At 67.8% G+C, this 12,551-nt stretch carries 8 protein-coding genes; 4 read left to right on the top strand and 4 right to left on the bottom strand.

The features are described 5' to 3' along the window. Nucleotides 1–153 precede the first annotated feature (153 nt). Complete coding sequence (locus GLP40_RS02165; RefSeq protein WP_154786082.1) at nucleotides 154–1,329, top strand: DUF7373 family lipoprotein; 1,176 nt, start codon at nucleotides 154–156, stop codon at nucleotides 1,327–1,329. Next, nucleotides 1,326–3,146: a serine/threonine-protein kinase gene (locus GLP40_RS02160; RefSeq protein ID WP_154786081.1), complete on the top strand. Its 1,821-nt coding sequence runs from the start codon at nucleotides 1,326–1,328 to the stop codon at nucleotides 3,144–3,146. Before GLP40_RS02165 ends, GLP40_RS02160 begins: the two co-directional genes overlap by 4 nt. Before the next feature lie 92 nt (nucleotides 3,147–3,238). On the opposite strand, the gene GLP40_RS02155 is transcribed toward GLP40_RS02160, so the two are convergent. Beyond that, nucleotides 3,239–3,709, bottom strand: coding sequence for a DUF4254 domain-containing protein (locus GLP40_RS02155; protein WP_230329151.1), 471 nt, complete (start codon nucleotides 3,707–3,709; stop codon nucleotides 3,239–3,241). 190 nt (nucleotides 3,710–3,899) lie between these two features. Between GLP40_RS02155 and GLP40_RS02150 the strand changes: the two genes are divergently transcribed. Together GLP40_RS02150 and GLP40_RS02145 are read left to right on the top strand one after the other, a co-directional pair. After that, nucleotides 3,900–4,763, top strand: coding sequence for a GntR family transcriptional regulator (locus GLP40_RS02150; RefSeq protein WP_230329150.1), 864 nt, complete (start codon nucleotides 3,900–3,902; stop codon nucleotides 4,761–4,763). Then, on the top strand, nucleotides 4,760–5,425 hold the full coding sequence (locus GLP40_RS02145) for a GNAT family N-acetyltransferase (RefSeq protein ID WP_154786080.1): 666 nt from the start codon (nucleotides 4,760–4,762) through the stop codon (nucleotides 5,423–5,425). Before GLP40_RS02150 ends, GLP40_RS02145 begins: the two co-directional genes overlap by 4 nt. A gap of 122 nt (nucleotides 5,426–5,547) precedes the next feature. Here GLP40_RS02145 and eccCa read toward each other — a convergent pair whose 3' ends face one another. From eccCa to eccD, 3 genes are read right to left on the bottom strand one after another with little or no spacing between them, the layout of a single operon-like run. Then, nucleotides 5,548–9,570, bottom strand: a complete 4,023-nt coding sequence (eccCa, locus tag GLP40_RS02140) for a type VII secretion protein EccCa (protein ID WP_154786079.1) — start codon at nucleotides 9,568–9,570, stop codon at nucleotides 5,548–5,550. Nucleotides 9,571–9,587: 17 nt separating this feature from the next. Further along, a complete protein-coding gene (gene mycP, locus GLP40_RS02135; protein ID WP_154786078.1) occupies nucleotides 9,588–11,060 on the bottom strand; it encodes a type VII secretion-associated serine protease mycosin in 1,473 nt (490 codons plus the stop codon). Beyond that, nucleotides 11,057–12,532, bottom strand: a complete 1,476-nt coding sequence (gene eccD / locus GLP40_RS02130; protein ID WP_328289571.1) for a type VII secretion integral membrane protein EccD — start codon at nucleotides 12,530–12,532, stop codon at nucleotides 11,057–11,059. The genes mycP and eccD overlap by 4 nt, the downstream gene beginning before the upstream one ends. Between the last annotated feature and the right edge of the window lie 19 nt (nucleotides 12,533–12,551).

Here is a 12,551-nt window from a genome sequence, read left to right as displayed (position 1 = left end):
CGTTCGGCGGCAGCGGCTTCGGCCGGGCCGTCCGCACATGACACGGCTTCGAACGGGTGCTAGTTTGTGGCTCGATCGCGCCGGTCGCCTCGGCGCGATGCGGGTTTTGCACGTACGGCCGGCCCGCCACTGACCGGTGGATGAGGGGAACGCATGCCTCTGAGGTTCGGGCGGTGCTGCCTCGCCGGAATCGGCGCCGCAGTGCTGGTCCTGACCACCGCGTGCGGAAATGACGGCGGGGCACCGGATTACGGACCGTACGCGACCCACGGCGACGACGCCTTCGATCGGCAGCCGAGCCGGATCCGCGGGGTCTTCGCCGAATCATTGCGGTTGGCCGATCACATCGTCTTCGCGACCGATGTCGATCCCGACCTGACGACGGTGCGCGGCGGCGGGATCTCCGCCGACGACCGCGGACTCCACGAGCCCGCGCTGTCCCCGCGGCAGCGGGGTGCGGCGGCGCCGTTCGGGGTAGCCGGTTCGTTCGGCATGGCCGCCTCGAATCGGGCGGCCACGGGCGACGGTCCGCCGCGGAAGTATCTGGCGGTGTCCCTCACCGCTTTTCGGGACGAGCGCTCGGCCGCGTCCGCCGCGGCGGAGATGGCCCGGGTCGATTTCGAGGCGAGTCCCGACAATGCGCCGGTCGGAGTGGATGCCTTCCCCGCCGCGCTGAGTCACTGGCGGCCCGGCCTTCCTTCGCTGGGCAGCATCATGGCGTGGAAGAACGTGGTGATCCGGGTGTACGCCGAGCTGCCGGATCCCGATCTGGGCCGCCTGGTCGACGTCGTCACCACGACCTATCGCAAACAGGTGTCGGAGCTGTCCGGTTTCGACGCCTCCCCGATCCCGGATCCGGCCGAGGTGCCGCTCGATCCGGATGGCCTGCTGACCCGCCTGGTGCGCACCGGCGATCCGCTGGCCGATCCGAAGATGTTCGCCGCCTTCGGGGTCCGCGCTTATGCGGCGCTCTCACCCGAGCCTCCGCGCACTTTCGGCAAATATTCCGGCAGCGGTGTGACGGCGCTGGCGGTGTCCCACAACAAATACCTGTATCGGATGCGGGATTCGCAGGCCGCCGCACAGTATGGCCGGTTCCTCGCAGACGACCCCGAGAACTCGGAGTACACCTGGATGCGTAATGTCCGCGGCCTGACCGCCGCAACCTGTTCGCAGGCAACCCGCCCGGATCCGAAATCCGTGCAGGCGCGCCGATATCGCTGTGTGGTGGTGCGCGACGGGTATGTGGCCGTGGTCTACAGCAATACCGAGACCGATGTCCGGCAGCTGGCGGCGGCGCAGTACGCGATCATGGGGGATCCGCGATGAAGGCGCTGTTGCCCGACGATCCGCGCTGGATCGGCCCGCACCACATGATCGCGGTCATCGGCACCGGCGAGATGGGCCGGGTGCTGCTGGGCCGCACGCCGACCGGGAAGCTGGTGGCGGTCAAGCAGATTCACCGGTCGCACACCGCGGACCTGGAGTTCCGGGCGCGGTTCCAGCGCGAGCTGGAGACCGGCAAGCAGCTGACCGGCCCCTATACCGCGTCGGTGGTGGACAGTGATCCCGATGCCGCACAGCCGTGGCTGGCCACCGAATACGTCCCCGCGCCGGATCTGGCGACGGTCATCGCGGCATGTGGTCCGCTGCCGGTGTCGGGGTTACGTCTGCTGGCGATCGGCTTGGCCACGGCCCTGATCGAGGTGCACCGGGCGGTGCTGGTGCACCGGAATCTCAAGCCCGGCAATGTGCTGCTCACGGCGGAAGGCCCGCGCATCATCGACTTCGGCATCGTCCGGGCGCACGACACCGGGGACGCGGTATCCGACGCTCCGGCGTATCTGGCTCCCGAGCAGGCCGAGGGGCAGCCGGTGACCTCCGCGGTCGATATCTACGCGGTCGGCATGCTGCTGGTCCTGGCCGCCACCGGATCCATGTCCGCCACCCCGGACCTGCAGGCGGTCCCGCATTCACTGCGCAAACTGGTCGAGTCCTGCCTGGCCCCGGATCACGCGCATCGGCCCTCGGCGCGGCAGCTGCTCGAACAGGCGGAGCGCATTCCCGCGGAATCGGCGTGGCCGCAACCGGTTCTGGAGTTCCTCGAGACGCACCGGGCCGATGCCGAATGGTGGTCCTCCAGTGGCGAGCAGGAGACCCGGTACCGGGATCAGTTGGCGCGCTTGGCCGGTCGGCGGCGGCGTACGATCGGCTGGGCGGCGGCGGCCATCACCGGCATGGTGGTGGTGAGCGGCGCGCTGGCGGGGATGAGCCGATGGTCGCAGACCGATGGGCAGGCTCAGCCGCGCGCGAACCCTTCACTGGACTTGACGGCGGCGGAACTGCGACTGCTGGATCTCTGCGCGGTCATGGACAAGGCGGTGCCCGGGAAGCTCGGTACCCGCACCGGCGATCCGGAGGCGTCGCCCGAGGGCGGCTGCGGCACCACGGTGGTCGACTCCACGCAGCGACAGGTCCGCTACAACCTGGATATCCCCGACCATGCCATCGGGGTGGACCAGTTGACGCCGACGGGCCGGACCGCGGCCTGGGGCCCGATCCTGAGCGCCGGAGCGGTCGAGAACAAGTGCGACACCGTGCTGGTCACCCAGTCCGGCGGCAATGTGCCGCTGCGGATGTCGGCCGACGAGCTGGATCCGTCGGCGCAACCGGGTGCGGCCTGCGCCGCGGCGGAGCAGGCGCTGATCGCGGTCGCGCAGCAGCTCACCGAGTACGTGCCGCAGCGGAAGGTGCCGTCGAATTCGATCCTGCGCCTGGATCCGTGTTCGGTGGTGCAGGACAGCATGATTCGCGAGATCGCGGGCGATATCGCCGACCATCAGCGCACCCCGCATGCCTGTGCCACCATAGGCCGCGACGGCTGGGTGCGCATCGATCTGGTTGATCAGACCCGGCCCGATCAGGGCGAGTGGACCTACGAGACCCTGCAGGCCGGGGAGATCACCGCATACGTCACGGGCGCACGCTCCAGTAACGACTGCTACCTGAGCTACCTGGTTCGCCCCACTGGCAAAGGAAATGCCGAGCAGTTGAAGCTCACCGTGTCCGATCTGTCGAGCTCACCGGACGCCTGCGGTAAAGCCGTGAAATTGCTCGACGACGCTATTCCGCGATTGCCGAAGTAATCATCCGCGGCTGTCATTGCGGATGACCTTTCACGCCGAACGCATACGCGGTCCGGGCCGCCCTCAGCCCGGACCGCGCGTGAGGTTTCGTTTTACCAGGCGGGCAGCCGACGCCGACCCGCCAGCACATCGCGCACGAGATCGTCGTAGGCGTCCGACAATTCGGCTAAATGGTGCCAAGCACCGTGTAGCATTTCATCATTCGCGTCAAGGGTCATCAACGCGTGATGAGCGCGAACCGAAGCCTCGGCGAGTCGATCGATGACCGATCCGACCGTTTCGGTATGCAAGGTCGCACCCATCCGATGCTGGGGAACCGAGCGCACGATCCAATCATCGATGGCCATGACCAATTCGATTCGGCGACGCTTTGTTTCGATGATCGATGTCGAGTCGGTTTCCGGACCGATGCCGCCCCGGCCCACCAGCCGCCGCTCGTGCAGCACCGCGAGGTCGTGGGCGAACCACAGTAGGGGTCCGCCGATCACCCGGTGACCGCGACAAGCGCGCAGGAGTAGGTCGGAGGTCGGCAATAGGCCGGCAGCCAAGGGCTGCGCTTCCATGTCCGCACACGCAGGGGACATGTCGGGCCATGCCGCAACGACCGTGTTTGATGTCTCCGAACCTGCCACGTTGCCTCGCGTTCTTCGACGTATAACAACACCGCATTCAGGACGTTCATTACAATAAACCTCAGAATGCTGGTGTCAAGCATTACACGGCAGTAGTACTACCGGAGTAGACTTCGGATCCTTGAAGCAACAACCGAGGAGCGAGATGGCGGACGGTCCGAGATATCAACGGATCGCAGACCTCCTCCGCGAGGAGATCCGCGCCGGCAAGTGGGAACCGGGCGATCGACTGCCGAGTCACAATGAGTTGGCCGAGCAGATGCAGGTGTCGATTACGACGGCTCGCAACGCGATTCAACTGCTGGTGGCGGAAAATCTAGTTTACACAGCAACTTCCCGAGGCACTATCGTGCGCAGTCAGGGGGTGCTGGAATCGGTTGTCACCAACCATATTCGGCCGGACCGGCCGAAGGCGGCGCATGATATCTTCTCCGAGATCGCGCGCGCCGCGGGACGGGAGCCGTCCAAACAGTTCAGCGCCAGAATGGAACCGGCCAGTCCGGAGGTGGCGCACTGGCTGGGCGTCGAGTGCGACGAGTGGGTGGTGTCGCGCACCATCATGCAGTACTTGGACAACGAGCCGTGGTCGTGGGAGGTCAGCTTCTATCCGCGAGATCTGGCCGAGGCCACCGGAATCGACGCACCACACGACATTCCGGAGGGCACCACGCGACGACTGGCCGAACGCGGGTACGCCGAGACCGCGCACCGCGACATCGTCGGCGCACGCCCCGCCACCGCCGAGGAGGCGGCCCTGCTGGGCGTCGGTCCGGGTACGATCTTGCTCGATCATTTACGCATCGGAGCCAACCGCCAACGCATCACACGAGTGACCCGGCATCGTTCCACAGCGGCTCGCAACCGTTTGGCATACGAATTGGGCGATAGTGAGGGAACGGACATTATTCGTAAAACACTAAGCGCTCCCTTTCCGCCCGGAAATTCCCATTCCTTCGGAAATTCCCTATTACCCGGTTCGTCATGAAACCGCACCTACGTCGGGCCCGCATGGCGGATCTGGGGACCATCACCCGGCTCCGGCTGCAACGCACCGGCTGGCTGGCGGCGCGCGGCAGTGACCAGTGGACCCGACCCGGAGGGGGTCTGCCCATCGAGGCCTTCGTCCGGTGCGTGGCCCACGCGGTCCGCGAGGGCGAGACGTGGATCGCGGAGGTGGACGGCGAACCCGCCGGCACCATCACCGTCAATGACCGCGCCGACGAAAACCTGTGGTCCCCCGGCGAACTCGCCGACGCCGTGATCATCCACTACATGATCGTCGACCTCCGCTTCGCCGGAAACCGCATCGGCGAAGCCCTCCTGGCCCACGCCGCTCACCTGGCCCGCCGACAACACCGCGCCTGGGTCCGACTCGACGCCTGGACCACCAACGAGTCCCTCCACGCCTACTACCGCCGCGCAGGCTTCCGCCTGGCCCGGATAGCCGGCCCCGAAGCCACCGGCCCCTCCCGAGCCCTCTTCGAACGTCCGACCGCCGCCTGGACGACCCCCTTCACCTCCACCCGCCCCACCCTCACAGCCGGCGAATCCACCCGCTTCCCCCTCGCCCCCGGCCCCACTCCAACCTGGTCCCTCACCCGCAACCCCAACCCGATCCCCGAACCGGGCCCAGCCGCCACCACCTGAGCCCTGCGATCAGAGCGCCGCCATCGCGACGGCGACGACCCCATGCCAGGATGGCGATGAGCCCCCTTCCGGCCGCTCCATCACGGCTCGGCCGGTTGGCTTCGTTGTTGTCCGGTACGGGGTTACAGCGCGGGGAGGTCGGCGATCTGGATCATTTCGTCGCCGCGCGAGCGGGACCAGAGGATGCCGCGGCCGGGGGGTAGGCGCATGGGGCGGATATCGCCTATGAGCTTGCCCTCGTCCCGGGAACCGCTCATCAGCAGGGCGGGAACCGACAGGTTCTTCATCGATCCCAGGACCTGGTCGTACAGGGCTCGGGAGATGCCGCCCATATTGCGGGAGATGACGACGTGCAGGCCGATGTCCCGGGCTTGCGGCAGCAATTCCACCAAGGGGCCCAGGGGGTTTCCGCCCGCGACGACCATGTCGTAGTCGTCGACGACGACGTAGATCTCCGGGCCGGTCCACCAGTCGCGATCGCGTAGCTGTTGCGGGGTGATATCGGAGCCCGGGATGCGCTTGGAGAGGTAGTTGACGACCTCTTTGATCATGCCGCCGCAGGTCTGGGAGGACGTCGAATACCCGGCCAGTTGATCGCCTTCCAGCACACCCAGCAGGGTGCGGCGGTAGTCGATGAGGATGACGCGGGCCGTGTCGGCATCGGAGCTTTCCGCCAGGCCGCGAATGATGTTGCGCAGCACAGTGGTCTTGCCGGACTCGACCTCGGAGAAGACCATGAAGTGCGGGTCGGAGCCGAAGTCCAGGACGATCGGCTGCAGCTCGGACTCGCCGATGCCGATGACGACCTTGGTCGCGCTCTGCGTAATGCCGTGGCGGCGAGCCAGTTCCAGCGCCTGCTCGCGGGGCACGCTGCCGGGCAGGGTGCGGACCTCGGGCGCGCGGCGGTCGCCCCAGATGGCCTGCATCTCGGTACGCGCGGCGGCCACGCCCTCGGCCAGGTTCTGGGCATTGGTGTCGGAGTCCAGGCGCGGCATGGCGATGAGCATGTGCAGCTGGTCCGGGGTGAGACCCCGGCCGGGACGGTTGAGCGGGACGTTCACGGCGACGCGGCGGCCCATCTCGGAGTCCGAGGGGTCACCCAGGCGCAGCTCGATGCGGGTGCCGATCATGTCCTTCACGGAGGCGCGGATCTCACCCCAGCGGTTCGCGCCCAGCACCACATGGATGCCGTACGAAAGCCCCTGGGCGGCAAGCTGTCCGACCAGCGGCTCCAGGCTGTCGAATTCCTCGCGGACGACCTGCCAGTTGTCGATGACCAGGAACACGTCGCCGAACCGGTCGGCCAGCACCGGGTCGTCGGTCCGGTCCGAGGCCAGCGCGGCGTGCTTGCGCCGCCGGAACTCCGCCATCGATTCGATTCCCAGCGCGGCGAATCGCTCTTCGCGTTCGCGCAGCAGGGTGGTGAGCTCGGCGATGGTGCGCCGGACGCGGTCGGAGTCGAGCTTGCCCGCGACCGAGCCGACATGCGGCAGACCGACCAGACCGGCCATGGAGCCGCCACCGAAGTCGAGGCAGTAGAACTGCACCTGTTCGGGCGTGTGCGTGGCCGCGGCGGCCATGATGATGGTGCGCAGCGTGGTGGATTTACCGGACTGCGGACCACCGACCACCGCCACATTGCCCTGCGCGCCCGCGAGATTGATGGTGAGCACATCGCGGCGCTGCTCGTAGGGCTTGTCGATGATACCGATCGGCATCCACAGCTGTCCGTGCCGGTTGACCGGCGAACGCCAGTCCGGATCCGGGAGCAGCATGTCGACGGTCGGTGATTCCTCGAGCGGCGGCAGCCAGACCTCGTGCGCCGGGCGGCCGTGACCGGTCAGGCGTTTCACGACCACCTGGAGCAGGCTGTCGGGAAGACCTTCGTCGCCTGACGGCGGCGGGGGCGGCAGCAGGTCGAGCGGATCGAGCGGATTCTCCGGTTCGGGCCGCTCGAGGACCTCGACCGTCGCGGCGGTGAATTCGCGCGGTGGCGCCTCGACGACGGTGGTGCCGTCCGCGGCCTGCCGGGCGGTCCGGGGCGCGACATAGGGGCCCGATACGTAGGTCGCGTTGAACCGCAACGGATCCGACGCGTCACTCTTGAGGTAGCCGGAACCCGGGACGCCGGGCAGGTGGTAGGCATCGGTGATGCCCAGTACCGCGCGAGATTCGTTGGCCGAGAACGTACGCAGACCGATGCGATAGGACAGATGCGAATCGAGGCCGCGCATCTTGTTCTCCTCCAGCCGCTGCGAGGCGAGCAGCAGATGGACGTGCAGGGAGCGGCCCAGTCGGCCTATCATGACGAAGAGATCCGCGAAATCCGGCTTCTGCGAAAGCAACTCGGAGAACTCGTCGATGACCACGAACAGCGCGGGCAGCGGGTCGAGCGGCACACCGGCGGCGCGCGCCTTCTCGTACTCGTTGACATTGGCGAAATTGCCCGCGGAGCGCAGCAGTTCCTGCCGCCGGTTCATCTCACCGGCGAGCGCGTCGCGCATACGGTCGACGAGGGAGAGCTCCTCCTCGAGGTTGGTGATGACCGCGGCCACGTGCGGAAGCGGATCCATGCCGAGGAAGGTCGCGCCACCCTTGAAGTCGACCAGGATCAGGTTGAGCTGATCCGGCGAGTGCGTGGTGACCATCGAAAGAATCAGCGTGCGAAGGAATTCCGACTTGCCGGAGCCGGTCGCGCCGATGCAGAGGCCATGCGGACCCATGCCATTCTCGGCGGATTCCTTGATGTCGATCTCGACGGGTGTGCCGTCGGGGGTGATGCCGATGGGCACGCGCAGACGTTCGCGCCCGGCGCGCGGCCGCCACACCTTCGCCGGGTCGATCTGGGCCGCGTCCGGGATCTTGAGCAGGCTCATCAGGCCCGGGTCGCTGGCGCTGGTGTTGTCGCCGAGGCTGACGATCTGCGCCGCGGTAGCGATGCGGAAGCGAGCCAGGCTGCGCGAGAACGATTCCACCTCGGCGAGGGTCACGCTGTCGGCATCGGCGAACTTCTCGGTGCCCGCCGCGCTCTTGGCGAACACCTCTCCCCCGGCGGCGACGAGTTGCAACCCGCGCCGCGCGGCCAGGCTGTTCTCGGCGGCGCTCAGGTCGATGACCGTGACGGCGTCCAGACCGGATTCGCTGATCAAACGCTCACTGCCGCTGACATATCCGTCGTCGATGACGACGACCAGGTGCAGCCGACCCGCCGTCGGCTGTGGATTGCGCATGAACCGCCCGCGCTCGAGCAGGTCGTCGGCGAGCGCGGTCTCCAGCTCGCCCAGCGAGCCGTAGATCATGCGGGTCGCGCCCATGCCGTCGCGTTCGCTCGAATGCTGTACGTGCGGCAGCCATTTCGACCATGACCAGGCGGTGCAATCGGGTTCTGCGGTGACTATGGCGACGGCGACGTGGTCGGGCCCGTGAAACGCGGTGAGCTCCATCAGCATCGACCGCACCAGCCCGCGCGCGTCCTCGACCGGTCCCTCGACATTGATGGCGGGGAAGGCGCGCAGCGAGACCGCGGTCGGCAGGTGATGCACCACGGAATGTGTTCGCACGAACCGACGCAACGCCACGGTCGAGACCGGTTCCAGATCCTCCAGCGGTCCGGTTTCCGGCCGCGCCAGCTTGGCGGCGAGCCGGTGCGTGCCGATGCCCACCCGCACATGCCCGAAGTCCGGATCGTTGGGCCGCCGCTCCCACATGCGCCGGCTGCCCACGATGGACGGCAGGTCCGCCGGTTCCGGATGACTCCAGATCAGCGTCTCCAGCTGCTTCTGTCCGGTCCGCCGGACCTCGCGGCGAGTCTGGTCGAGATACCGGAAGTAGTCCTTGCGTTCCTCGTTCAGCTCCGCGGAGCTCTTGCTGCTGCCGCGCTGGCCCATGAGCATGCCGGCCATCGACATGATCATCATCATCGGCATCATCATCATGTAGGGGTTGGTCAGCACCGACCGCCCCATCAGGCTGAACATGGCAAGCATGCCGATCATGGCGACCACCATCACGACCGGCATCAGCTTGCTCATCAGCGGCGCGGGCACCGGACGCGGGATCTCCGGCGGCGCCGTCAGCGCCATCTCACCGCCCGGTGCGCGGGGTGGCGCGATGCGGGGCCGGCGCACGAAACCTTCGGTAGCCATGGGTATTTCTCCGGTCGTTAGGAATCGAGGTCGGGCAGCTCGTCGTCGCGGCGGCGTCGCCGGAACGGAATCGATACGGCGAGACCGATTCCCAGCGCGGACAGACAGACGAGGGTGCCGACGGTGGCGACGAGCCGCGGCAATCGCGGCGGGCCGGACGGTTTTCGAGGTGTGGGGAAGGCCTGGGGTTTCGCGGCGCCGACGTGGATCGGCAGCTCGGGCGTTTCCGCACCGAGCGCGCTCGCCGGGAACTGTGTGGTGAGGGCGGCGACCGGATCGATCAGGCCCGCGCCGAGGCGGTCATCGCGTCCGGTACCGGGCTGATGGGCGGTGAGCATGATCTGGTTCATCACCTGCCGCGCGGTCCAGTCCGGGTACTTCGCCCGCACCAGCGCCGCCAGGCCCGCAACGTAGGGTGCGGCGAAACTGGTTCCGTTGATGGCCTTCTGGCCCGAGTCGATGCCGGTGGCGTTGACGAGCCCGGTCCCGCCGGGCTTGCTGTCGAGCGAGATGATATTGGTCCCGATCGCCGCGACGCCCACCCACGGGCCGTAGAGCGAGAAACTGGAGGGGCCGCCGCTGGGATCGACCGAGGCGACCGACAATACGTACTTGCTGAACCAGGCCGGGCTGGAGATCGTCTTCACCTTGTCCCAGCTGGTCTTGCTATTGCTGAATTGGTCGTTCTGAGTTCCGCAGCCGTTGGCCTGGTCCAGATTGCCGGCGGCGACGACCACCACGACATTCTGTTCGAAGGCGAAGCGCACAGCGTCCCCGAGCGACGCGTCCGCGGTGTCGCCACCGGCGCCCGTGCAGGCGTCCTCGGAGATATTGATGACGGTCGCACCCATATTCACGGCGCGCACCACGGCGGCGGCGAGGGTCTGCATATTGCCGTACCCCGATTTGCTCATGCTGCCCGGCGTGTCGCCGCCGGTCGAGTCCTTGGCCTTGTAGGCGTCGCTGAGCTGACGGATCGACAGGATCTCCGCGTCCGGCGCGACTCCCACGAACGCGTCGTCCGAGCTGGGTTGGGCGGCGATGATGCCCGCGACCAACGTGCCGTGGCCATCGCAGTCTTCGGTGGTGCCGTCGCCGTCGGAGACGAAGTCCCCACCGCCTTGCAGGTTGGGCAGCCGCGGGTGCCGATTCACACCCGTGTCGATCACCGCGACCTTCTGCCCCGCGCCCTTGCGGTTCGGCCCCGGATTGGCCTGCCAGGCCGCGGGCAGATCGAGCACCTTCTGCGCGACGGGTTCATCGCGCGGGGTGTCACCCTTCAGCGACTGTTCCACGCAAAGGGCATTCTTCTGAGTCGGCACCGGTGGCGCGGGTTTGCCGGCCAACGCCTGCGCCTCCCCGAGATGGGAGAGGTCCGGGTCGGGCTGGGTGACAGTGGCTTCCGCGGTGCCCTGCGGTCCCAGCAGCGCACCGCCGAGAACCGCAGCCGCACACAGTGTTCGCGCCCAGTTTCCGGGACGCCGGCTCATATGTTCCGAGCCGTCGAGTAGACGTCCATGATCCACAGCACCAGCGGGACGATCGACACGATCAGGCCGTATTCGAAGATCTCGTTGAAGCGTCGCGTGACCGGGGTGACCTCGACGTGCGGGCCGATGACGCCGAATCCGACGGCTCCCACCGCGAATGCCAGCAGCAGCCCGGCGGAGATGAGCACCATGTCATCGTCGGACAGGGCCAGCAGCACCGCCAGACCGACGAAAGTGACACAGCCGGCGGCGATCAGCACGGCGGCCTGGGTGAGATCGGCGAACGAGCGACCGCGCAGGCAGAGAATGATCGAGATGACGACGGCCAGCGCGATGCCCTGCCAGCGGTCGGAGTGCAGCGGGTCGGCCGTGCCGAGCGCACCGGCGACCGCGCCGATGGCGCTGCCGATCACGATGCCGGTCTGGAACTGATTGGCCGTGCGGGCGCGCAGTCCGAGCCCGTGCGCGGACGGCAGCACGGTCGCGCCGATCGCGCCGATGCCCTCGATGGTGGGCCGGGGTTCGTGGTCGGCCGGGTCGATCGCGGCGCCGGCGGTGGGCACCGGCGGCACGGGTAGCCGCGCCAGCATGGCGGCCAGGCGCGGCACCATGGACAGCAGGATGATCGAGGCGACCAGCACGCCCGCAGCGACTTTCGGCATTCCGGCATCCCAGATCATGCGCACGGCCGCGCCGAGGCCGGAGAGGATCACCACGGTCACGACGGCGGACACCACCGCCGCTCCGGCCCCGATGATGCGGTAGCCGACCACGGCGAGCAGCAGGGTCGCGGCCGCGCCGAGCATGAAGTGCGGACTGCCCACCGAGCCGGGCACGGCCAAGGCCGCGCCGCCGAAGGTGAGCAGCAGCATGCACAGCGTCAGCACGGTCGCGGTCAGCTCGTCGGCGTACTTGCGCATGGCGATGGCGGCGGCCACCAGCGCCGCGATGGCACCGCCCAGCAGCAGCGGCGGCGCGACGAATGTGTCCCCGGCGGACCGGGAGATAAGGCCCAGCACAACCGCGAACGCCACCGCGGCCACGCCCGCCACGAGCCCGGTCCACCGGGCGGCGCTCGGCGACCAGCTTCGGAACTCCTCGGCCGTGAGCCTCGACACAGCGTCGATGACGTCGTCGAACAGCGCCGGTGCTTCCTTGGCGGAAACCGCCCGCAGCACCAGCAATTCGCCGTCGTAGATCTCGGCGTCATTGAGGGTCTGGCCGGGCGCGATCATGTCGCGTCCCAATCTGGCCAGCGTCCAGTGCTGCGATTGAAGTGGCGCGCCACCGTCGTCGCCGCCGATGGGATCCGGGTTGCGGGATTCGATGAGCCGCACCAGATCACCGATGAAGGCGGCGATCGGCACGTTTGCCGGTAGGCCGACGTCGAGCTGGGTGTTCCCCCCGATGACGGACACGCGGCACAATTCGGGTTCAGCGGCGCGCGGGCCGCTGATCGACTGTGCGGTCACTTGCTGAACTGCTCCCCTG

The sequence above is a fragment of the Nocardia aurantiaca genome, assembly GCF_009708175.1.
GTDB classification, from domain to species: domain Bacteria; phylum Actinomycetota; class Actinomycetes; order Mycobacteriales; family Mycobacteriaceae; genus Nocardia; species Nocardia aurantiaca.
The sequence above is the reverse complement of the archived record's forward strand: the minus strand, read 5'-3'. Positions and strand labels throughout refer to the sequence as shown.

What these genes read in the sequence shown, in the direction of transcription:
- GLP40_RS02165 (WP_154786082.1), top strand. Translation starts at nt 154, where the DNA reads ATGCCTCTGAGGTTCGGGCGGTGCTGCCTCGCCGGAATCGGCGCCGCA.
- GLP40_RS02160 (WP_154786081.1), top strand. Translation starts at nt 1,326, where the DNA reads ATGAAGGCGCTGTTGCCCGACGATCCGCGCTGGATCGGCCCGCACCAC.
- GLP40_RS02155 (WP_230329151.1), bottom strand. Translation starts at nt 3,709, where the DNA reads ATGGAAGCGCAGCCCTTGGCTGCCGGCCTATTGCCGACCTCCGACCTA.
- GLP40_RS02145 (WP_154786080.1), top strand. Translation starts at nt 4,760, where the DNA reads ATGAAACCGCACCTACGTCGGGCCCGCATGGCGGATCTGGGGACCATC.
- eccCa (WP_154786079.1), bottom strand. Translation starts at nt 9,570, where the DNA reads ATGGCTACCGAAGGTTTCGTGCGCCGGCCCCGCATCGCGCCACCCCGC.
- mycP (WP_154786078.1), bottom strand. Translation starts at nt 11,060, where the DNA reads ATGAGCCGGCGTCCCGGAAACTGGGCGCGAACACTGTGTGCGGCTGCG.